General features: G+C 42.2%; 24 protein-coding genes and 1 riboswitch. Of the genes, 1 reads left to right on the forward strand and 23 read right to left on the reverse strand.

Annotated features, from left to right (window positions below; all coding sequences use genetic code 11):
- The 17 genes from tenI to J7E52_RS12360 form a co-directional block, all read right to left on the reverse strand.
- Complete coding sequence (gene tenI / locus J7E52_RS12280; protein ID WP_214746654.1) at positions 1-612, reverse strand: thiazole tautomerase TenI; 612 nt, start codon at positions 610-612, stop codon at positions 1-3.
- 40 nt (positions 613-652) lie between these two features.
- Positions 653-1,429 carry an energy-coupling factor transporter transmembrane component T family protein gene (locus J7E52_RS12285; RefSeq protein ID WP_214746656.1) on the reverse strand — a complete coding sequence of 259 codons (777 nt, stop codon included), beginning with the start codon at positions 1,427-1,429 and terminating at the stop codon, positions 653-655.
- The gene (locus tag J7E52_RS12290; RefSeq protein WP_214746659.1) at positions 1,430-2,893 is read right to left on the reverse strand and encodes an ABC transporter ATP-binding protein; all 1,464 of its coding nucleotides are present in this window, start codon (positions 2,891-2,893) and stop codon (positions 1,430-1,432) included.
- A gap of 12 nt (positions 2,894-2,905) precedes the next feature.
- Entirely contained in the window at positions 2,906-3,490 is a 585-nt protein-coding gene (locus J7E52_RS12295) for an ECF transporter S component (RefSeq protein WP_214746662.1), read from the reverse strand.
- Between the two features lie 14 nt (positions 3,491-3,504).
- The gene (gene tenA / locus J7E52_RS12300; RefSeq protein ID WP_214746665.1) at positions 3,505-4,188 is read right to left on the reverse strand and encodes a thiaminase II; all 684 of its coding nucleotides are present in this window, start codon (positions 4,186-4,188) and stop codon (positions 3,505-3,507) included.
- A 134-nt stretch (positions 4,189-4,322) separates the two neighbouring features.
- Positions 4,323-4,453: riboswitch (TPP riboswitch) on the reverse strand.
- Positions 4,454-4,901: 448 nt separating this feature from the next.
- Positions 4,902-6,263 carry an MFS transporter gene (locus J7E52_RS12305; RefSeq protein ID WP_286197695.1) on the reverse strand — a complete coding sequence of 454 codons (1,362 nt, stop codon included), beginning with the start codon at positions 6,261-6,263 and terminating at the stop codon, positions 4,902-4,904.
- A 25-nt stretch (positions 6,264-6,288) separates the two neighbouring features.
- A complete protein-coding gene (locus J7E52_RS12310; RefSeq protein WP_214746669.1) occupies positions 6,289-7,062 on the reverse strand; it encodes a 2-keto-4-pentenoate hydratase in 774 nt (257 codons plus the stop codon).
- Positions 7,059-8,078, reverse strand: a complete 1,020-nt coding sequence (gene dmpG / locus J7E52_RS12315; protein WP_286197698.1) for a 4-hydroxy-2-oxovalerate aldolase — start codon at positions 8,076-8,078, stop codon at positions 7,059-7,061. The genes J7E52_RS12310 and dmpG overlap by 4 nt, the downstream gene beginning before the upstream one ends.
- A 34-nt stretch (positions 8,079-8,112) precedes the next feature.
- The gene (locus J7E52_RS12320; protein ID WP_214746672.1) at positions 8,113-8,994 is read right to left on the reverse strand and encodes an acetaldehyde dehydrogenase (acetylating); all 882 of its coding nucleotides are present in this window, start codon (positions 8,992-8,994) and stop codon (positions 8,113-8,115) included.
- A 16-nt stretch (positions 8,995-9,010) separates the two neighbouring features.
- A complete protein-coding gene (locus J7E52_RS12325; RefSeq protein WP_214746674.1) occupies positions 9,011-9,793 on the reverse strand; it encodes a 2-keto-4-pentenoate hydratase in 783 nt (260 codons plus the stop codon).
- An 18-nt stretch (positions 9,794-9,811) separates the two neighbouring features.
- Positions 9,812-11,287, reverse strand: coding sequence for an aldehyde dehydrogenase (locus J7E52_RS12330; RefSeq protein WP_214746677.1), 1,476 nt, complete (start codon positions 11,285-11,287; stop codon positions 9,812-9,814).
- 49 nt (positions 11,288-11,336) lie between these two features.
- Positions 11,337-11,798 carry a RidA family protein gene (locus J7E52_RS12335; protein WP_214746680.1) on the reverse strand — a complete coding sequence of 154 codons (462 nt, stop codon included), beginning with the start codon at positions 11,796-11,798 and terminating at the stop codon, positions 11,337-11,339.
- Positions 11,782-12,807, reverse strand: a complete 1,026-nt coding sequence (locus J7E52_RS12340) for an amidohydrolase family protein (RefSeq protein ID WP_214746682.1) — start codon at positions 12,805-12,807, stop codon at positions 11,782-11,784. Before J7E52_RS12340 ends, J7E52_RS12335 begins: the two co-directional genes overlap by 17 nt.
- Complete coding sequence (locus tag J7E52_RS12345; RefSeq protein WP_214746685.1) at positions 12,792-13,352, reverse strand: 3-hydroxyanthranilate 3,4-dioxygenase; 561 nt, start codon at positions 13,350-13,352, stop codon at positions 12,792-12,794. Before J7E52_RS12345 ends, J7E52_RS12340 begins: the two co-directional genes overlap by 16 nt.
- A 44-nt stretch (positions 13,353-13,396) precedes the next feature.
- Positions 13,397-14,146 (reverse strand): IclR family transcriptional regulator, encoded by a 750-nt coding sequence (locus tag J7E52_RS12350; protein WP_214746688.1) that lies wholly within the window; start codon positions 14,144-14,146, stop codon positions 13,397-13,399.
- A 32-nt stretch (positions 14,147-14,178) separates the two neighbouring features.
- Positions 14,179-15,660, reverse strand: coding sequence for a 4-hydroxyphenylacetate 3-hydroxylase family protein (locus J7E52_RS12355; RefSeq protein WP_214746691.1), 1,482 nt, complete (start codon positions 15,658-15,660; stop codon positions 14,179-14,181).
- A gap of 11 nt (positions 15,661-15,671) precedes the next feature.
- A complete protein-coding gene (locus J7E52_RS12360) occupies positions 15,672-16,139 on the reverse strand; it encodes a flavin reductase family protein (protein WP_214746694.1) in 468 nt (155 codons plus the stop codon).
- Positions 16,140-16,403: 264 nt separating this feature from the next.
- Here J7E52_RS12360 and J7E52_RS12365 point away from each other — a divergent pair, with 264 nt between their 5' ends.
- Positions 16,404-17,189, forward strand: coding sequence for a serine/threonine protein kinase (locus J7E52_RS12365; RefSeq protein WP_286197699.1), 786 nt, complete (start codon positions 16,404-16,406; stop codon positions 17,187-17,189).
- A gap of 496 nt (positions 17,190-17,685) precedes the next feature.
- Here the strand turns inward: J7E52_RS12365 and J7E52_RS12370 are convergent, their stop codons facing one another.
- The 6 genes from J7E52_RS12370 to J7E52_RS12395 form a co-directional block, all read right to left on the reverse strand.
- Entirely contained in the window at positions 17,686-17,958 is a 273-nt protein-coding gene (locus J7E52_RS12370; protein ID WP_063233522.1) for an HU family DNA-binding protein, read from the reverse strand.
- A gap of 142 nt (positions 17,959-18,100) precedes the next feature.
- Complete coding sequence (locus J7E52_RS12375; RefSeq protein WP_214746697.1) at positions 18,101-19,618, reverse strand: cobyric acid synthase; 1,518 nt, start codon at positions 19,616-19,618, stop codon at positions 18,101-18,103.
- A gap of 12 nt (positions 19,619-19,630) precedes the next feature.
- On the reverse strand, positions 19,631-20,167 hold the full coding sequence (locus J7E52_RS12380; protein ID WP_214746700.1) for a cob(I)yrinic acid a,c-diamide adenosyltransferase: 537 nt from the start codon (positions 20,165-20,167) through the stop codon (positions 19,631-19,633).
- A gap of 14 nt (positions 20,168-20,181) precedes the next feature.
- Positions 20,182-20,745: a nitroreductase family protein gene (locus tag J7E52_RS12385; protein ID WP_214746703.1), complete on the reverse strand. Its 564-nt coding sequence runs from the start codon at positions 20,743-20,745 to the stop codon at positions 20,182-20,184.
- A complete protein-coding gene (gene cobA, locus J7E52_RS12390) occupies positions 20,724-21,533 on the reverse strand; it encodes a uroporphyrinogen-III C-methyltransferase (protein WP_214746706.1) in 810 nt (269 codons plus the stop codon). Before cobA ends, J7E52_RS12385 begins: the two co-directional genes overlap by 22 nt.
- Positions 21,534-21,570: 37 nt before the next feature.
- On the reverse strand, positions 21,571-22,962 hold the full coding sequence (locus tag J7E52_RS12395; protein ID WP_214746709.1) for a cobyrinic acid a,c-diamide synthase CobB: 1,392 nt from the start codon (positions 22,960-22,962) through the stop codon (positions 21,571-21,573).
- Between the last annotated feature and the right edge of the window lie 12 nt (positions 22,963-22,974).

Genomic DNA, 22,974 nt, shown 5'->3' on the forward strand with positions numbered 1-22,974 from the left:
TTATGTCTCCTTTCCCAAAGACTTCGAATATTCTTTAACGGCTCTAACCGGATTTTCAGCTTCAAGCACACCTGACATGACCGCAATTCCACGTGCCCCAGCATCCAGCACGACTTGGCAATTGGAAGGTGTTATCCCGCCTATCGCAATTATCGGAAGATTGACATTTCTTGTGATTGCATGAAGCTCCTCAACTCCCTTAGGAGGAAGGCCGCGTTTTGAATCCGTTTCAAAAATATGTCCATAAATCGCGTAATCGGCCCCTTTGCTGAAAGCTGCTTTCGCTTCATCCATGGAATGGATCGAACAGCCAACATTCATCCCTGGAAAAGCTCCTTTTACGACTTCTGCATCTAAACTATGAAAAGTCAATTGCACACCAAATACTTTGTGTACCCAGGCTACATCCACCCGGTCATTAATGATGATCTTAGAAAGCGGGATCTTTTTATCATGTAATAGGGTCACTGCTCGATAAAGTTCAGATGCACTCATATGCTTTTCCCTTAGATAAAAGAAATCAACATGTTCCTGAATGTTTGAAGCGATTTCCACAAACTTTTCAATTGGCTGTTTCCCAGTAGAAATAATATGCAATTCATGTGCATTCATACTAAGAACCCCTAACTAGTAAAGTTACAATCTCATAAAATCAAATAGATACTAACGGGAATTGAATCGATAGATAAAAGCCGGCCAACAGCAGGATGATAAAATACAGAATGAAACCATGGTCCTTTTTTGAAAAACCAAATTCATAATAGTATGTTCGATCCCGAGTGTCTGTAAATCGCTTTGCCTCCATCGCAACCGCGATTCGGTGAGCACGTCTGATGCTACCGGATAACAACGGGATGGAATAGGCTTTCATTTTAAAATATACCGATCTTATCCCTTTTCCCCTTTCAAAACCGCGTATCTTCATCGCGTTTCGAATCGTTTGGAACTCCTCCATCATGATGGGAATCAGTCTTAATGCCGCCATGAAACTATAGGCATATTTCGGTTTAAGCTTAACTTGCTGCATTAACGAATAAAACAAGTTCACTGGTCTCGTCGTTAAGGAAAAAGTTAAACCAAGGGCCGCAAAGAACAAAGCTCGAAAGCCTACCAGTAATCCCCTCATGAAACTTTCCTCCGTAATCGATATTAGGCCCCACTCAAACCAAAGCGTCTTACCTTGCCCGAATAATATCATTGCAGATGAGGTGGATATAAAAATGAAACAAAAGGGAATCGACAAAAGTAAGATGCGTTTTATCGAATGCCCGGTAAAAAACAAAAATAAAAGTAATACGCCAATGGTGATATTCATCATATAATTCAGGTCATGAATGAATAACGCCACGATGCATAACACAATAAGTACACCAAGTTTAAGGCTTGGATTAATTCTATGGAGCCATGTTTCTGCATTTGAAACATTCATCTACATGACACCCCTTTTAACTTTGGTCTCCAAAAATCCGGCTTGCGCGATGTTTTCATCACTTATTACGTTTCCGTCCTTAACCGTCCAGATCCTGGTTGCAAAGTATTTTGAAATATGATCGTCATGAGTTACCATGATCACTGTTATTCCGCGCCTTCGATATTCCTCAAACCATTCCAGCAATGCAAAGGTATTTTTCGAATCTTGGCCAAAGGTTGGCTCATCCAGGAGAATGATTTTTTTGTCTATTACGATTGAGGCGGCTACGCTTAAGCGACGCTTTTGACCCATTGATAATTGAAACGGATGTTTATCCCGATGTGCCTCCAGGCGGAACACTTTAAGCAATGAGCGGACTCTTTCATCTATTTCTTGTTGCGGCCTTTTATCAATTCGCAATGAATAAGCAATCTCTTCATATACAGTATTTGCAACGAACTGAAACTCAGGATTTTGAAAGACAAACGTCATATGATCCGTTGGATTTTTCACCCTTTTAATGGGGGTCCCCAATAATTCATACTTACCATTCGTTTTTATGAACTGCATCAGTGCATGCAAAAGAGTACTCTTCCCCGCGCCATTTTCACCCCTGACTACAATCCATTCCCCTGAATGTACCTTCAGTTCTTCAACCTTGATTTTCTCCTCTTTATTCCGAAAACCGCTAAAGCCTTGCACATGCATAAGGGGTGAACCATCTATAAATTGGTGTTCCCGAATGGGTGCATGCTTCTGTATATATTCATCCCAAACACCTGGGAACCAAATTCCATGTTCTTTCATTTCATTTTTATATCGTGAAAGTATGGTGTCTCTTGGACCATCAGCTATGATTTGACCATCAGCGTTAAAAAGTACGATTCGTTCGATGAATTCTAAAACATGGTCAATTTTATGCTCGACGATAATAACCGTTTTGTCTCGTCCGACTTCCTTCAACAAGTCCCAGATTTCTTTTGTTCCTTCCGGATCCAACATGGCGGTTGGTTCATCCAAGAATATCACTTCTGGTTCAAGGGCCAATACTGAAGCGATTGCCAGACGTTGTTTCATCCCGCCTGATAATGTTTCTATACTTGTATGACCTAGGTTCAATCCTACTTTACGGAGATGGTTTTCGATCTTCCCTTTCATTTCATCTTTAGGGACGGAAAGATTCTCAAGGACGAAGGCAATTTCCTCATCGGCAAATGGCATGCAAAACTGACTATCAGGGTCTTGAAAAACATACCCCCATGAAGAAGGGCATTTCATTTCTTCAACTTTCATCGGGACTTCGATGGAATTCGGAATCAATCCGCTTAACACTTGCAAAAGAGTGGACTTACCACATCCTGATGGTCCCAACAATAGTACCTTTTCTCCTTTATCAAACGATAAGGATAGGTCCTTGAAAATCAATGATCCATCACCGGGATATTTCATTCTTAACTTCTCAACAGAAATGATTGGTTCCATGGCCCTCAACCTCTACTTTTGATCCAGTTCTGCATAATCTTTATTTGAAACCGGACGAACAAGATTAGTTACTCCTGTCGCTTCCAGGACTTTAACTAAATAATAGGCGGTCACACCTGCAAAGAATATGGAACCCACAAACCTCGCTATCATGAATAACGATAGATTCCAAGTAGAAAGCGCACCAATTTCCCCGTATGCAAAATCCATGATAACTGATGCCAGGCAGGAAGCTATCGCAGCTAAAACGGCCACCGACATATTGAATTTTTTATATTTGAACGCCATGAACACCAGTTCCGCGAACAATCCTTGGACCACCCCATATAACAGTACGGTCAAGCCCCATGGTGAACCTAGAAAGAATTCCCCGGAAGCTGCAGCTATTTCCGCCAAAAGGGCCACACCCGGTTTCCGTAAAATTAAAAAGGCGACGGGGCCAGCTATAAACCACATTCCATAAATAAGTTGATCCAGATGTAATCCTAATGGTTTAACGGAATAATAAATCGAACCCCAAAGGATATAAACGACTCCAAATGCTACCGCAATCACGATCGTGACTAATATATCCGTTAATTTCAATCCTTTTTTCATTGTTTCATTCTCCTTTATACTTCTAGTGTTTCCTTATGCACAGGCCATGCCTCTAAACGATAGGCCATTTCCCAAAATGAGTATTCATATTGGCTGCTGAGGATAAAATGCTCTTTCATTCTTTCCTTATCTTCTTCTGTCACTTTTTCAGCAATCTCATCAAGCCTCGCAATTTGTTCTTCCACCAAAGTGCGGAACCACTCTCCTCCGTAAGCCGCTATCCATTCTTGATAAATCGGCTCTTCGGGTGTGCACCCTTGCAGCCTTTCACCTATTTCATAATACAGCCAGTAACACGGCAAGATAGCTGCAATAACATCCCCTAAATGTCCCGAATAAGCAGCACGATACATATGGGACGTATAAGCATAAGCAGTCGGGGCAGGTTTGAAATTTTCCCTTTCCTCTTTAGTGATGCCTAATCTCTCAGAAAAATTCTCATGAAGCTTCAGCTCCGCTTCATATGTTCCTTGTGCATGGCCGGCAAGCCTGCTTGTTGTATGTAAATCTGTAGCTTTGACTGCCCCTAAAGCTTGAACTCTAGCAAAATGAGATAAATAATAGGCATCTTGCATGACATAAAAACGGAAACACTCCAATGGCAATGTACCATCTCCTATTCCTGCAACAAACGGGTGATTAAAACTAGCTTCCCAAATATGATCAACTTCCTGACGAATTTCCTCTGAAAACTTCATGTCCATTACCTCCAAATTGTATTTTTCAAAGAATGTTACGGAAAAAAACCTTTTATCACCCCTTTTTTTGCAAACAAAAAACCACTTTCTTAAACGTAAGAAAGTGGTTGTACAAGAAATAATACAGAAACGTACTGTTCCAGACCCCACTTCCCTACGCTGGTATAAACCATATCAGGTTCCAAGGGTCTTAAAGTCATACTTTAATCTCAGCTTCTGCGGTAAAAAATCAACTTTTACCTATAAAGCACCCCTAGTGGTACAAATTGTATATTAAATTTCATTTGCCTTTATATTAACACGATATATCCAATTGTCAAACGTATTAGAAAAATTTTTCAACTTAATTATTTAGTATTACCAGCCTTTCGCTCTAGCATAACCACCATTTTCCCGGCCTTTTAATGGATTTCAAATACTTTAATCAATGGGTGTTCATTTCGTATTTTACTCGTGAGTTTAGTCGTCATACTCGTGAATTCAGCAATTTTACTCATAAATTTGATGTTTACTCGTGAGTTTAGCCGGTTTACCCGCTAATTCAGCTGGTTTACTCGTGAGTTTGGCCGGTTTACTCGCGAATTCAGCTGGTTTACTCGTAAAATTAGCACTTTTACTCGTGAATTCTTTTATTCTCTAAAAAATGTCCTATATGTCAGGGAACAGTTACATGACTGTCCGCTGACATATAGGACATCTACTAAAGAAAAATATTATACATTCGATGTTGCTTTTAGTTTTATATTTTCCTCAATCTGTGGTTTATCATAGCTGCCATACCTCTCTTTCACAACGAGTAACGCCATTGCAGCCATTATGCTCGGAACTGTGAAGGCCATGAAGGCATTTTGTGGCGAATAGTTTGCAGCCAGCAGTAATCCAATTAATGTTGGGGCAACAATCGCTCCAATTCTACCAAAAGCCAGGGCCCAACCTATCCCGGTGGTCCTTATCTCCCGCGGATAATACTCGGATATATACGTATTGGCCAAATTCATCGTGCCAACTGTACAGGCACCTCCAAAAGCGATCAGAATATATAATGCTACTGCATTCGAGGTCAACCCTAATATGACAAAACAGGCCGTTCCTATGGCACAAAGAGATACAAGTACTCTTCTATGGCCTATTTTCCCAACTAAGTACCCTCCAATTATTGATCCGCCAATTTGTCCTATTCCCGATATAAGATTGAAAGATAAACTGGATGAAAGGCCGTATCCTGATTGCTGCATGATTTTGGGTAGCCATGTATTGAGTCCGTATACCATAAGTAAACAATTAAAGGCGGCTACCCAAAACGCAAATGTGCTAGTAGTACGCTTATTTTCAAAGAGTTTCTTGACTGGAAAGCCCTTTGCCCTTTCTTGGACTTTGGCAAACTCATAATCGTCCGACTCTTTATAGTCGCCGTCAGGATCAATGCGATTCAGGATTCCAGCGAGCTTTGCTCCTTGTTTTCGAATAACATAATAGGAAAGCGATTCAGGAAATTGCTTCATGAAGAATGGCAGTGCCAGTAATGGAAGCGCCCCTATCCAATACAAAACCCTCCAACTCATTTGTTCCATCACATACATTCCAATTAAAGAAGCGAGTATGCTTCCGATAGAATAACCACAGTACATAGCGGTTACAATGAGAACCTTATTCTTTTTTGGTGAGTATTCCGCCATTAAGGAGATGACGTTTGGCATTAATCCGCCCATTCCCAAGGCTGCTATAAATCGCATAACCGAGAAAAAGGAAGGATTCGGGGCAAAACTTGAAAGTAATGTAAAAACACTGAATATACATATACAGGTGGCAAGCACTTTTTTTCTCCCCATTTTATCCGCCAGGGGTGCAAAAATGAGTGCTCCCACCATCATACCGAACAATGAGTAACTTGCTATTCCTCCAGCTTCGACTGGCGTCAAGTTCCATTCCTCCATCATCAAAGGCAAACCTACTCCGTACATGGCTATATCAAATCCATCGAAGGTAATTGCGAACAAACACCACATAAAGACCATTAAATGAAAACGGCCAAATCTACTATTACCTACCACTTCCGAAGCATTGACTTCACGCAATTAATTCCCTCCTCTTTGCCATATTTCACGCTATAACATGTAATGTCAGTTTCCCTAGTTCGCCGTAATCTGCTATTATTTCATCGTTTGCCTGTATGGAAACGGCATCTGTAATTCCTCCAACCAAAACAATCATTCCAGCCTGAATGGAAAGTCCTTCCCGGCTAATCATTTTTACAAGTTCCACAATCGAATGAATCGGATGATCGAGCACAGCTTCACCGCGACCCCTCTTTTGCATTTCACCATTTTGATAAAGCATAACTTCTGCTTGAGCCCAGTCCGTGTGATAAGGTGAATAAGCTTGATTGCTAAGCAGGATTTTGGCTGAGGATGCGTTATCCGCTACTACATCGGTAAGTGTAAAAGAAAAATTTTTATAACGGCTGTCAATAACTTCTAGTGCAAGAAATACACATTCAACTGCCGGCCAGACATCTTTCGCCGTTATATTTTCCCCTTTCAGTTCGTCCTTGAACAAAAAAGCAAATTCAGGTTCCACTCTCGGATGAATGAGTTCCCCAACTTTTAATACTGGTTTAGTTAGTTCCATGGCAGAAGTCAACCTGCCATAGATCGCTTCCTCCACCCCTACCTGCTGTTGTTTGGCTTTGCTCGTCAAGCCCATCTTCCATCCGATGAATCTGTTATCACCGGTCAGTGTCTCATTTATGCTCAACTTCTGAATTTCATACGCTTGATTTACTGTTATTTCAGGATTGGATAATGTAAGCTTATCCATTTCACGACCGTTTTTTTGCGATTCGGCAACCCGTTTTGCTAGTTGATCTAGTTTCATCTTAAAGTCCCTTCTTTCTGAAACGCCATTTGTTCAGCTACTTCAATTATGGTATCTTCCTGACCACCAACCACTTTTTGTCGACCAAGCTCCATCAAAATATCCCGGGCGTCGACTCCATACTTTTTAGCCGCTTTATTTGCATGCAATAAAAAGCTGGAGTACACGCCACTATAACCCATTATTAAACTCGAGTCTGTTATTTCCTGGGGCTTTTGCATGATTGTGTTTCCAACTTCCTCCGAAAGATCAAGCATTTTATATAAGTCAATTTCGGTACGGATACCCATCCTATCCAGAACGGCAACAAGCACTTCCGTCTGGGTATTTCCAGCACCTGCACCGAGACAGCGGATGCTGCCATCGATTCTATTCGCCCCTTCTTCAATTGCCATAAGTGAATTCGCCACTGCTAGCGATAAATTATTATGTGCATGAAAACCAATATCGATATTCAGCTTGCTTCGTAATAACCGGATCCGCGCCTTTACATCTTGGGGCAAAAAAGACCCTGCAGAATCCACAACATAAACAGCATCCGCTCCATAGGATTCCATTAAAATCGCTTGTTCAAGTAATTTTTGCGGTGTTGCCATGTGAGACATCATTAAAAACCCGATTGCTTCCATACCAAGATGTTTCGCTGCCTCCAGATGCTGCTTTGAGACGTCCGCTTCCGTTACGTGGGTTGCAATACGCGCCATTTTCGCCCCAACGTGAGCGGCTTCTTTTAAATGGTCGATTGTCCCTATACCAGGGATTAAAAGTACTGAAATAACCGATTGGCCTGCAGCTTCAACAGCGGCTTCCACCAATTCAATATCATTCACTTTTGAAAAACCATATTGTAAGGATGATCCTCCCAGTCCATCTCCATGCGACACTTCAATATAAGGGACACCTGCAGCACTAAGTTTCCCAGTCATGTTCTTTACTTGATCGATGGTGAATTGATGTGCCACTACATGGCTCCCATCCCGCAATGCAACTTCAGTCACCAATACATCTTTTCGCAAATGAACCCCTCCTTTACAGTTCCGATTATCTTTTTCAAACATAGTGTTCGAATTGTCTTTTAGCAATCTCTTCCCCTACTTTTACAGCTGAAGCCGTCATTATATCCAAATTACCTGCATATACGGGGAGAAAATCTCCTAACCCTTTCACTTCCAAAAGGACTGTTATTTGTTTCCCATCATATATCGGCTCTGTCTTCAGGCGGTATCCTGGAACATATTCAGAAACTTTTTCCGCCATCTTATTTATGGAGGTGGTTATTGCTTTCACATCAAAGGAATCCGATTGAAGCAGACAATGAATCGTATCCCTCATGATGAGTGGCGGTTCGGCCGGGTTCAGCAGAATAATAGCCTTTCCCTTGTTTGCTCCACCCACCTGTTCCAGGGCCCTTGCCGTCGTTTGGGTGAATTCATCAATATTAGCACGGGTTCCGGGACCGGCACTCCTGCTGGAAATTGTCGCTATTATTTCGGCATATTCGACCTGGGCCACTTGACTGATGGCATGAACGATGGGGATTGTCGCCTGACCGCCGCATGTAATCATGTTAACAACGGCCTCATTCAAATTTTCTTTTAAATTCACGGAAGGAACGATAAAAGGTCCGATTGCGGCAGGCGTCAAGTCTATCAGCTTCTTGTTCATCTTTTTCAAGGCTTCGCAGTGAAAAACATGCGCCTTCGCAGATGTGGCATCGTATAAAATGTCTGCAAGCTCCGGCCTTTCCAAAAATCCATACATGCCATTTGCGATGACATGATGTCCATGCATCCTAGCCCTTTTCAAACCCTCTGATTCCTTGTCGATACCAATCATTACCGACATTTCCAGAACATCAGATCTATGAATTTTCATCATTAAGTCCGTGCCGATATTCCCTGATCCAATAATGCCTACTTTTAGTTTTTTCAAGGCCTCTGGGCTCCTTTCACTCAAAATTAACCGATACCTTTCCAAGTTTTTCTCCAAAGTCAGCAGAAAAACGGTCACCCGGTTTCGCTTCGATTGCTGCGGATAATGCACCGGATAAAATGACTTCGCCCGCATTCAATGAACCTTTAAACCGATGCAGTTTATTTGCTAGCCATGCTACGCACGTTGCTGGATTTCCAAGTACTGCTTCACCTGTTCCTTGGTTAATGAATTCACCATTTTTATATAGGCTCATTTGAATGGAAGGGAGGTCGATTTCACTCAAATGAATTTTGCGATCTCCAAGAATATATAAGCCCGATGATGCATTATCCGCCACAGTGTCCGGAAGTTTAATCTCCCAGTCCTTCACCCGGCTATCAACCACTTCGATCGAAGCAACCACATAATCAGTTGCTTCGATTACATCATCAACCGTAATATTGGGGCCATGTAAATCTTTCTTTAATATAAAAGCTACTTCTGCCTCCACTTTTGGTTGAATTAACCGCAAACTCGAGATGCTGCCATTATTTTCGATTTCCATCGCATCAAGTAAATGTCCGTAATCTGGTTCATTCACTCCCAGAACTTCCTGCATAGCCTTAGAAGTCAAGCCTATCTTCTTACCTGATACTTCCAGACCGGACTGGGTTTTCCTCCGAATCGTTTCAAGCTGAATTTGGTAGGCATCCTCCACTTCCAAATCCGGAATTTCACTGGTTGGGGCCGATATTCCTATTCCTGTTTTTTCCGCTTTCAAAAACCTGGCAGACCATTCTGTTAAACTAACGATCATGAATGCTTCCCTCCTTCTTTATAATTTAATCGTGACGTTAGACAATTCACTGTAAAATTCGAAACTATGCGATCCACCTTCGCGTCCGATGCCACTGTGTTTCATGCCCCCAAAAGGTGTGCGCAAATCACGTAAATACCAAGTATTCACCCAGATAATGCCCGCTTCTATTTTAGAAGCGACACGATGCGCCCTCCTTAAATCATTGGTCCAGATCGTTGCCCCCAGTCCGTAATGTGTGTCATTAGCATGCTCCAGTACCTCTTCTTCCGTTTCGAAAGGCATGACCGTTACCACAGGACCAAAAATTTCTTCCCGTACACAACGGGATTCACGCGTAACTCCGGCAATAATTGTCGGTTCAATGAAATACCCTTTCTCAAACTGTCCAGCTCTTCTTCCTCCAGTTAATATTCTCGCTCCTTCTTCTTTCGCCAAATCAATGTAACTCATCACTTTGTTATAATGTTCTTTTCCTATTACAGCTCCTACTTCCGTTTCGGAATCAAACGGATCACCGACTTTTAATTTTTCTGTTCGCGCGACCATCTTTTCAAGGAATTCATCATACAAACCTTGCTGAACATAGATTCGTGATCCACACAAACAAACTTCACCTTGGTTCATGAAGCTTGATTTCAATGTCGTTTCGATTACTTCATCAAGATTCGAGTCAGCAAACACAATATTCGGATTTTTCCCGCCCAGTTCAAAAGAGATTTTTTTCAAAGTGGGCGCGGCAGCTTTCATAATCGCTGTTCCCGTTTTTGTTTCCCCTGTAAAGGTTATCGCATCTACGTCCGGATGTTCACTTAGAGCGGCTCCTGCTGAATTTACACCATATCCATGCACAAGGTTGACAACTCCATCGGGAACTCCCGCTTCCTTGCATATTTCCATTAACTTTGTCGCTGTCATCGGTGTCAGTTCAGCTGGTTTCATAACCGCTGTATTGCCAGCTGCCAGGCATGGTGCCAATTTCCATGTCAACAATAGCAAAGGTAAATTCCACGGATTAATCATCCCTACCACCCCTACGGGCCGCCTAATAGAATAATGGAGTGCCATGTTGTTCTGATTGTAGGATTCATTACCTATTGTAGTGATATAGTCCGCAAAAAAGTGGAAATTGTGAGCTGAACGCTTGATGTCCATTTCCAGTGCAAGACTATATGGTTTCCCTGTATCAAGGGTTTCCAACATTGTCAGTTCTTCTTGCTTTTCCAAAATGAGGTCGCCGATTCGTCTTAGGACCGCAGAGCGTTCATTATCGGTAAAAGATTTCCAAGGACCTTTAAGCGCATGCCTTGCTGCAGAAACAGCCTGATTCACCTCCTCTTTTCCTCCTTCTGCAACCCATCCAAGTTTTTCTTCCGTTGCGGGATTGATATTGTCAAAAGTCTTGGATTGATTTGGATTCAGGAATTCCCCGTTAATAAAGTGCCGGCAATCTATTGCTTTAGCTGCATTTATACTATCTTTTGCTGCTTGCATGAAACATCCCTCTCCTTTTTTTGAGACACTGGCTTAGAAATCAAGTGCCTCAATCCTGTATTTCCACAATCATTTCAATTTCAATTGCAGTGTTATTTGGAAGCTGGGCCATTCCCACTGCTGACCGGGCATGTCTGCCCCTGTCTCCAAATACGGCAACAAGCAGATCTGATGCACCATTCAATACTTTGGGCTGTCCTGTGAAATTTTCTGTTGAATTTACCATTCCGAGAATTTTGATTACCTTCTTCACTCTGGATAGATCTCCAAGCTCATCCTTCAGCACCCTCAGAAGATTAATCATTGACTGTCTCGCTGCCTGATACCCTTCCTCTTCCGACAGCTCTTTGCCAATCTTGCCGTGGAAATCATCAACACCTTGTCCGGATGTGAAAATCAAATTTCCCACCCGGACGTGGCTGACATAGTTGCCGACCGCTTCCCTTGGCGGCTCAAGCATGATTCCAAGTTCCTCAAGCACTTGTTCTGGTGCTTTAATCTGTTTTTCCATGCTTATCCCCTCGCGATTCCAAATTTAAAAACCTTAATGCATTTCTTCCAAGAAGATTCGCTTTCACTTCATCAGAAAGATTTAGAGTGTCATCAATCACCCGGCCTGGGGGCTTTTCTCTCAATAAAAATGGATAGTCGGAACCCATCAGCACTTTCTTATTTCCAAAACGGTCAATCAGATACTGAATATTCCGGGCGTCATAGTTCAGGGAATCGAAATAAAACTTTTGTGCATAATGGCTTGGTGGCATTGAAGTTTTTCTTAATTCAGGCCATACTTCCCATCCCTGATCGATCCGCGGTAAAATATATGGAAATGAGCCGCCGCCATGTGCAAAACAGATTTTCAGATCCGGGAACTTTTCCATGACGCCACTCCATGCAATGCTTGCTGCCGCCAATGCCGTTTCACTCGGCATCGCCACTGTATACATGAGGTTATGCCGTTCCGTTCGGTCTTTTGCCATTGTCTCCCATGGATGGATAAACAGCGGGACATTCCATTTTTCAGCCATTTGGAAGAATTCCAATAAAACAGGTGAATCCAGATTCTCTCCGTTTACGTTAGTACCGATTTCGATCCCCGCCAGACCAAGCTCAAATTTACAACGTTCCATTTCGCCAATTGCCACTTTCAAATCCTGAAGCGGTACAGTACCGAGACCGATGAACCTGTCAGGATGCCTGTTCACAGTCTCAGCGATAAAATCATTCTGGAACTGGGACATGTATAGCGCCTGGTCAATTGGCGCCCAGTATGAAAACGTCACTGGAACCGGTGAGAGCACCTGCATATCGACTCCTTCAGCATCCATATCCTGAATGCGCTTTTCCGGGTCCCATACCTGGTCAGTCACTTTCCTGAACAGCTTTCCGCTTACCATGATATCCGCCCCGCAAGAACATTTCCGCTCTAGCACTGGCCAGCGTCCCTGACCAAATTCACCGGTTAAGTCCGGCAGGTCCAACGGAAGAATATGTGTATGAAAATCTATTCGCATTTCCATGCCTCAACGTTTTCTGACATGACATGACCGCATTCACTACAAGTGCGAAGTTCTTTACTACTGTTGAAGGCTTCAATGGCTTCTTTCACCTGGACCTCTATATTGGTCAATTGGATCGTAACTTTGTGCATCTCATGGTTACAATCCCCGCAGAACCAAACAAAATCTTCAAGTTCATCATTAGCACGCTTGCGCTCTACGACAATGCCGTAAGTATCTGATACACGATGAGGAGAATGAGGTACATCAGCGGGCAGCATGAACATTTCCCCTTCTTTCACCTCCACTACTTCGCGTTCGCCGTTTTGGTTGATGCATTCTACATAGCAGGAGCCTTTTATTTGATAAAATAGCTCGTCTGAAGGGTCTACATGAAAATCACGCCGATAATTCGGACCACCCAGAAGCATGACAATGAATTCGGAATCTTCCCAAAGCACTTTGTTATTAACCGGCGGTTTCAATAAATTTTTATTGTCTTCAATAACTTTCAATACGTTTAATGATCTAGCCTGTAATTTTGAAGATTGAGCAGATCCTTTCATAAATAAACTACCTCCCGTTTTCGTTTTCATAATAGTCAAAAAATTTACATTAACGACATATAACCAACTTGTTTTGAAATCATTTGTGCCGATCGTATAACAGACTGAATAATTCTCGTTTTTTCTTTCCCTATCATATAATTTCGATCCCCGACAAGGTTAAGTGCTGCAATAACTTGGCCATTGTATGATTTAATGGGGGCAGCAACTCCATATAAGCCAAAATCATTTTCATCATCACTGATCGCAAATCCCTGTTTGCGGATGGCCTTTAATTCTTCATTCAATTGGTTAATGCAAGTAATCGTGTTAGTTGAATGCTTCAATAGCCCTTTTGCAAGGGTAGGCTGAATAAAGGATGGGTTAAACGCAAGTAATACTTTCCCGCTGCTCGTACAATAAGCTGGTTTTCTTGCTCCTATATGTGTGGTCAAATGCTCAGCATGAGGGGACGACATTTTCATCACAAACCTGACTTCACCTTCGTGAAACATCCCAATATGGGAATTCCCTCTAAATTGCAGGACAAGATTACTGATAATTGGACCTGCTTCATAATGTATATCCTGCTGATACATGACTTTACTGCTCCACTCAAGTAACTTCCACCCAAGCCGGTATTTTCGATCTTTACCTTGGATTAACATTCCATCATTGCACATCGTTTTCACTAGATGATGTGATGAACTTGGACTCATATTCAATTTTTCAGCTATTTCCTTATTTCCAAGTGAAGGTTCTTCATTAGTGAATAAATCAAGTATCTTTATTAACTTCTCAACGGACGAAATCATGACGGCCCCCCCTCCCTATTCAACTATTAAAGTTACTGCTTAACCACATCGATGGCTACTTCCATCGGTTTGTTAAGTACTTCATCAACCATTGTAAAGTTTCTATTTTTCTTATATTTATTATAAAAGATGGCTCTTTTCCGAACTGGATCACCCGTGTAATAACGCTCGTATTGAAGGAGGCGCTGCCCAAATGCTTCCCCGCATAAATCCCAAGCAAGTTTAAACACCCGAACCCGCTCTTCCGCTGAAACTCCGCTACGTCCTCCATAATATTTATCGATATCACTGCGCAATTCCGGATTATCAAAGTCGGCCCCTGTTGGTGACATCAACAGCCCTCCAGCTCCAATGGTCTGTATGACCTCTATGGCACGGGGATACATCTCCGGAAGGAAACCTCGAATCGTTTCCAATGCATCCGGATTTGGCCGGGCCTCACCGTAGTCATTAATCGTGTACTCATATTCCGCAACCCGAAGCAGTGAACGGATGACTTCGACGGATTGAACAAGTTCACCCAAATCACGCTGTACATGCAGGAATCCATCGACTCCGATAGAGTCTGCCACTTTACAAGCAACCTCAACGGCAAATGCCAGTTTAATATATCCACGCACGCCTGATTGGTGAGCAGGCTGTTCAGCGATCCCCGTCATGGGATACAAGCGGTTCGCCGCCTCCACATTGTTGTATAAGAAGACGCGATTCCAAGGAACCAGGACATCATTAAATACAAGCAGGGCGTCCATTTCCTCATAGCGGGAGGCCAATGGATGGTCAAACATCGAGCGTGTTCCGTCCTGCATTGGTTCCCGGCAGATTATGCGCAATCCAGGCGTATCGATCGGCAATGCAAATGCTACCGCATGACGTTCATCCCCTGGTGTGAATCCTGGGAAAGAGTAGATAATCACCTCATCTGTAATCGGTGCCAGGGTTGCTAACATTTTTGCACCGCGTACAAGTATTCCTTCTTCTTTTTCCTCAACGGTCCCTAAGTGGGTATATGTTTCTTTTTGTTCATGAGATTGCTTGCTTCGATCATTTTGAGGATTAATGATCGCATGCGTTAAGAATAAATCATTGTCACGAATATAGGTATAATAATCCTTGATGTTCTTTGACCAGTCTTTGTTGTATTTATCAAGAAACCAGGAGTTATGTGCCATGGAAGTGACCACGACATTTAAAAAGTCCGGCGTTCTCCCCATAAGTCCATATGTCATCCTTGCATACACTTCAAATAATTTACTTCTTTTTTGCAAATCCTCCGATGTCTTCGGGAATAAGAAAGCATTGTTCACACGTTCTCCGGTTTCTTTGCAAATGTGGGTGATTTCGTCTTGATATTCCGGTTCATGTTGAATGTCATACAACTTCGCAATTTCTTGTATCGGCTGATTAAAAATTGGCTCATTATAAATATCCTCAACCACTCGTCCACCAAGCCAGACTTCTGGCTTCCTTGATTTAATTCTATTAATATATTCTTCGCCGGTTTTAATGCCCATAAGAATCCCCCTTATTTTACAAGTTGTTTAGCTGACCCCATTTTCCCTCGATAAAAAGTAAGCGCTTCCAAATCTTCGGAATGTATCTCCTGAATCTCACCGATGAACAATACATGATCACCAGCATCATACTCTTTCCATGGTTTGCATTCCATCCAAGCAACACTTCCATTTATTTTTGGCGAGATCCCCTTGATATCCCAGTCAATTTTAAGTGTTTCCTGTTTACTTCCAGAAATTTTCCATGCTATGGATTCCTGTTCATCCGACAAAATATTAATGGTAAAAGATTTATCATTCATGCTAGTGCAGGCTTTTGCTTCTTTATGAATTGATACTAAAGCAAGCGGGGGATCCAAGGAAACCGAGGTAAATGAATTCACAGTAATGCCCTTTTGAACTTTCCCATCAAACCAGCTCACTATCGTGACTCCGGTTGGGAATTTACCAAAGCAATTTCTCAACTCGCGCCCATCCATCTTATCACCTCCTACTCTTTTATTATGAATTCATTATAGTAAACATAATAATTTTAAAAATCATATAATTTCATAATATGAAATTTAAGGAATTTTTTTTAATTGTGAACTATCGTATAAAAGAACTCCCCGAATAAAAGACTTTCATTACCGCATTAGCAAAAATCAGTGTTAAACTATCCATGATCATTCATTTCCAGCATAGTTAATAATGCTTTTTGGTCTTGACTCGAAAATATGAAAGTGGTGAGGGAAGTTTCAATTTTGCGTTCCTTTAGAAAGTTCTACCAATTTATTGTGGATATTCCTTTAAAAAAAGGAGTGGTTTTGAATTACCGCTACGAGGTAAAAGCTGTAATCGGAACAGGAAGCTACGGTATTGTTTATCTTTGCAATGATTTGAAAATGAATGAAAATATAGTGATCAAGCAGCTCCGGAAAAGTAAACGCCGCAGCAAAAAAGAGCTGAAACAGTTTGAAAATGAAATCTCCATATTACGAATGTTAAACCACGAAAACATCCCCAAATTTCACGAGAAATTTTCACATGACGGAAATTTTTATTTTGTGATGGATTTCATTGAAGGGGAAAATTTAGAAGACCATATTTTCTTGAATCAATTAACTTTCAATGAGAAAGAGTCACTATTTTTTCTTGAGGAGCTGGTCGGTTTAGTATCTTATCTACATGACCATGACATTTTCCATCAAGATTTACGTATACCAAATATTTTAATTAAGAACCATCAGCCCATTTTGATAGACTTTGGTTTGTCTAAAATGATCAATTCGGCCGATCTCGCAAAAGACTCCATTTTGCAGCTGAAAAGACAGGATTTTTACGACTTGGGGGAAATACTTTTATATATGCTTTATACGACGTACGCTTCCAAACATAAAAAGGCTCTTCCTTGGACAGAAGAGCTTTCGTTAGAAAAAGAAACCGTGCATTTACTGAAAAGGTTATTAAGCATCCAAGAACCTTATTCAGATATTAAAGAAATCTCAGTGGACCTGCAGGCTGCATTGAAGTCAAAGAAATTGAATTAGCTGCTACTGCCCCGCCCTTTTCTCTTGTAGCGGTCACTTCCACTCATGGGATACCTTTTGTACCCTCGGCTGCTACTGCTGCCTCGGCGATAATGCCCATGTCTTCGCTCACTGCTGCCTTGGGAAAGTTGTTTGATTTTTTTCATTATTTTCTTAAGCATATCTTTCACCTCTTTATTTTAGTTTTAAAACTTGTTATTCATTTAGCCTAACATAGTCACAGTATAAACCTTATTAATAAGTACTATAATTATTTTTCATTTGTGTTACATTCCATTACTGCTTCATGGAGTGGGCTTATTCCATTGCTGGTCATGAGAACGCCCTGAATGCCTTCGATTGAAATGGTACGAATATTTATAAACGACTGTCATAAGCCCTGTTAAATGAAAATAATTTACCGTTTTCCGAATCGCCCTGTACAAGGATGAAAATCAGACAGTGAACAAAAAAACCTGGCGAATATTGCATCGCCAGGTTTTTCTTCGTTCATCTTTTATTTTACAGCTTCTTTTAATTCCTTACCTGCTTTAAAAGCTGGCACCTTACTAGCTGCAATTTGTATTTCTTCGCCAGTTTGCGGGTTTCTTCCTGTACGAGCAGCACGGTCACGCACTTCAAATGTACCAAAACCAACTAATTGGATTTTTTCTTCTTTAGCAAGTGTAGCCGTGATTGTTTCAAACAATGCGTCCACTACTTTTTTTGCGTCATCTTTTGTCAGTTCAGCTTGTGCTGCAACACTGCTCACTAATTCTGTTTTATTCATATGAACACCTCATCCTTTTATTTTGTATAAAGTATGTAGAGAAGACAACATAACATATCTTGTATGCCTCTGTCACTTAATATGGTTAAATAAAAGGAATAATAGCTCTATATTGACATTTTTGAAGCCTAATGACCCTTTTTCAACTTTCTGCAGTTTCCAGCTGAAGCCATTGATAGATGGTATCCATATCAATGTTTTCCTCCAAATGGGAAGCCAAGAGATTGTACGCTTCCTCCCTACGCTCCAAGTCGCTTTGAACGTTTTCCTTCACTTCTTCCAACCCCTTGTCCCGTCGAATTTGGTTAACTAGTAATCTAGTGAACAAGCGATTATGGAATATCCCATGAAGATATGTGCCCATTACCTTGTTGTCATTGGAAATGGCTCCATCCTCTCTTCCATCCTTCAATAAAAGAAAGGGCCTTACTTGTGACTTCAATGTCGTTCTGCCTAAATGTATTTCGAAACCATTAAGATTCATTTGACCTTCCATTATCCCGGCAGAAAGGACACCTTCCATTTGTACCGTTTTCTTTTCCGCTTGAAATATGGTTTCCACCGGGAGAAGCGAAAGCCCTTCCGCGTCCTCACCGTCACCCTCGACCGCATCGGGATCGAAAAGTTTAGTACCTAGCATTTGAAAACCGCCGCATATGCCGAATATCATCGTTCCTTGTTTCCGCAATTCATTGATGGCCCGATCCAAGCCCATACATTTCAACCACTCTAAATCTTCCATCGTGTTTTTTGTACCCGGCAAAATAAGCAGATCGGGATTACCTAACTCATGGACACTGCTTACCAGGCGGACACCTACTCCGGGTTCATCAAAAAAAGGATCCACATCTGTAAAATTGGAGATCCGCGGAAATCTCAGGACGGCTACATCGATCGGAAACTCAGCCTTTTTAGGTTTTTTAAAACGTAAGGAAGAGAGGGCAAGTGAATCTTCCGCTTCAATATTCACGTCTATATATGGCAGCACCCCGAGAACCGGAATCCCGGTTTCCTTTTCCACCCATTCAATGCCATCGTCCAATAATTCACGCATGCCACGAAATTTATTGATGATGATCCCCTTTACGCTATCGCGTTCGTCTTGATCCAATAAGGCAAGTGTCCCGATGATGGACGCAAATACTCCACCACGGTCAATATCGGCCACTAAAATGACAGCCGCATCCGTGAGTTTAGCCATTCGCATATTCGCTATATCCCGGTCCTTAAGGTTAATTTCAGCCGGACTTCCTGCCCCTTCGAGCACGATGATGTCATATTCTTCTTGAAGTTTTTCCACCGATTTTTGGATGATGGGCATGGCTTCCTGGACAAATTGGGACCGATAGCTTTTTGCATTCATATCAAGAAAGTGCTTTCCGTGCACGATGACTTCCGAGACCATATCCTGCTTCGGTTTCAGTAATATCGGATTCATATCGGTCGTTGCCGTGATCCGTGCCGCTTCCGCCTGTACTCCCTGAGCCCGTCCGATTTCACCGCCATCCAAGGTTACATAAGAATTCAATGCCATGTTTTGTGATTTGAATGGGACGACATGTAATCCTTTATTGGAAAATACACGGCAAAATGCCGTACAAATCAAACTTTTCCCTACATCAGATGACGTCCCTTGTATCATGATGGATCGTGCCTTCAATACGTTCACCCCCTAAAACTCTAATCCTTTGACAGCGCCGATGCCCTCATCATAATAATGCTTGGTCGCCTCAATCGATGAAACCAAATCCGCCATTTCCATGAGCTCTGGCTTGGCATCCCTGCCGGTAATGACTATATGCATATGAGCGGGACGATTTCGAATTGCGTCGATGACTTCAGCCATTGGCAAGACATCTTCAATCGGGAATTTGGAGATCGCTAACGCATTGTTCAACTCATCCAAAACAAGTAAATCAATGTCCGGATCATTAAGTGCCAGTTTCGCCTTTTCCCAAGCTAACGATAATGCATTGCGATGCTCTTCTGGTGTTTTGGTCCATGTAAAACCAATACCTAACTGTTCCATTTCAACTCCTAATTTTCTCAAAGCCAATGCTTCCCCATATGTACGCTCTGGAGATTTTATGAACTGAAGGTATTTGACATTCATTCCTCTGCCGATTGCCCTTAAAGTCATCCCTAATGAGGCAGTCGTCTTCCCTTTCCCGTTTCCCGTATAAATAAGCATTAATCCTCTGCGTGCCACTCACTCACCTACCTTCATAGCCAAACTGTTTTATCTATGTATGAAGTCCTTTTAGTAGCAGGAACCGGTTGATCGCCTTTAGGGTATCCGACAAAAATGGTGCCGATCACTTTTTTGTTTTCCGGTGAACCGATAAATTCGTGCAGGCGTTCATCCCTGACAAGACCCACTCCTCTAGTGCGCCAAACGAATCCAAGACCAAGTTCTTTTGCGGCAAGCCACATCGAATGGACGGCACAACAAGAAGCGAATACATTGTCTTCGGATGAATCCGGATCGTCAGGTATAATATCAGAAGTCACGACAATGATCAGCGGTGTTGTCTTTACAACTTCCAGTGAACTGTCAATCAATTTTGGTTTTGTTGGGAAGCGTTCATGTAAATACCTTTCTGCCAATCTTTCATAACGGTGCTTCGCTTCTCCCTTGATTACATAAAAACTCCAAGGTTCACGCATTCGGTCGTTAGGGGCATAGGTAGCCGCTTCCAATAGCTGCCTGATTTTTTCGTCTTCCACTTCTTTTTCTTCGTAATTCCTTATTGCCCGGCGTTCCTTCAATTCTTGAATGATGGACATTCCGACTCATTCCCTTCCTTAATGGAATCTGATTCAATCACTCTTTCAAACCATTGGATTTTTTCTCTTAATTGGACGACATCCCCTACTAGAAAGATAGAAGGATTTTGAATTTCTTCTTTTATAGCCTTCAAAGAAATCGAACTCAAAGTACCGGTAATCGTCCTTTGTTCATTTGTGGTGCCCCATTCAATGACAGCCACTGGCGTTTTACCGTCCCTGCCATGCTCCATCAATTTTTCACAGATGAACGGCATATTACCTATTCCCATATAAAAGGCGATGGTATCGATGCCTTGAGCCAATGCCTGCCAATTCAGGTTATCCTGCCCCTTGTAATCACGGCCATGGCCTGTCACAATGGCATAACTTGAGGCATGATCACGGTGGGTTACCGGGATGCCCGCATAAGCCGGTGCTGCGATTCCCGCTGTGATTCCCGGGACGATATCATATTCAATCCCGTTAGCAGCCAGTATCTCCGCTTCCTCACCGCCCCGACCAAAGACAAATGGATCTCCACCCTTCAGACGGGTGACGTTTTTCCCCTGTAAGGCTTTTTCCACTAAAAGTTCATGTATTTCATTTTGAATGAGATGATGTTTCCCTGGTGATTTCCCGCAATACACCAGTTCTGCACCTTCTTTTGCATAGTTTAATAGTTCTGGATTGACAAGCCTGTCATATGCAATGACATCCGCCTTTTGGATACATTCCAGTCCATATACCGTAATCAGTTTCGGATCTCCGGGACCCGCACCGACCAGATGAACTTTTCCCGGTTTCATGCTCGCGCCTCCTCTTAATCTTCAAAAAATACTTTTCCTAGTTGATAGTTTCTTGGGCAGATCTGTTTTTTTGTTTTAAGCAAGCATCGATCCAGTTCTTTGCAAGTGTTGGATTGGAAGCAAAATGAAAGTGAGTATACCCAGCAACAAGGTTACCTAATACACACCCCTCTTGTTTCGAACCGAATCTGCCTTTGGCTTCATAAGCATGTGTGAGTTCATCATCCGCTTCAAATGTCGAGTAGTGGAATTCATGACCTTTTGCCTGCTCCATTTCATTGATCAAAAAATTGCCTGGAGTTCCTGTAATTTCACGATACCCAAGTGCTGCAAGCTTTTTCTGCATTTTAATCCTGCCCGGTATCATTCCTGCCATCTGATGCGTTTCTCCGGAAGTTGTTTCAATCGATTTGCTCAAAAACATGAAACCGCCACATTCCGCTAAAGTCGGCATTCCCTTTTCAATGGAGCTTCTGATGGATCTGATAGCACCCACATTACCGGAAAGTTCAGCTGCAAATTCCTCAGGAAAACCGCCTCCAAGGTATAAACCATCAGCATCCAATGGAACTTCTTCCCCTTTTAATGGAGAAAAATACTTGATGTTCGCCCCAAATGCTTCAAGTAACTCAAGGTTTTCCTGATAATAAAAATTGAAGGCTGCATCTTTTGCGACGGCAATGCACACGTCCTTTTCGTTTTGGGCTTGAAATATATTTGAGTTTCCACTGGAAACGGAGCTAGTCTTGGACAAACGGTACAACTGATCGATATCGATCGTTTCCATGACTAATTGTGCAAGCTTATCGAAAAACGGATTTAGTTCCCCGCGTTCAATAGCAGGAATTAAACCCAAATGACGGCTAGGAATATCAATATCCATTTCCCGCTTCATATAACCCAGCACCGGTACATCGCATTCTTGCTCAATGGCTGATTTGACAATTTTGTAATGACCTGCACTTCCCACTTGATTGGCAATGACACCAATGATGTTCGGACCGGTCGAAAAGTCCTGAAATCCTTTTACGATGGCAGCTGCACTCCGGGCCATGCTGGCACAGTTGACTACCAACAGGACAGGGCTTTCCGTGATGATGCTGATTTCAGCCGTCGATCCTGTATTGGCTAAAGGACTTTTGCCATCGAAAAAGCCCATGACTCCTTCGATGATCGATATATCGGCTCCGGTACCTGCTTTGTTAAGAATTTCTCGGACTGTGTCATGTTCAAACATCCAACTGTCAAGATTGCGTGAAATCCGTCCTGTAACTGCGGTATGATAAGTAGGATCAATATAGTCAGGACCACATTTGAACCCTTGAACAATATAGCCTTTCTTTTGGAGGGCTGCCATGATTCCGATGGTCAATGTCGTTTTACCGACACCGCTTCCGGTACCCGCAATTACCAATCTTCTATCGTTCATATTTGTTTCTCC

Origin of the sequence: Bacillus sp. ISL-34 (genome assembly GCF_018613325.1) — a bacterium.
In the GTDB taxonomy this organism is placed as follows: Bacteria; Bacillota; Bacilli; order Bacillales; family DSM-1321; genus Peribacillus.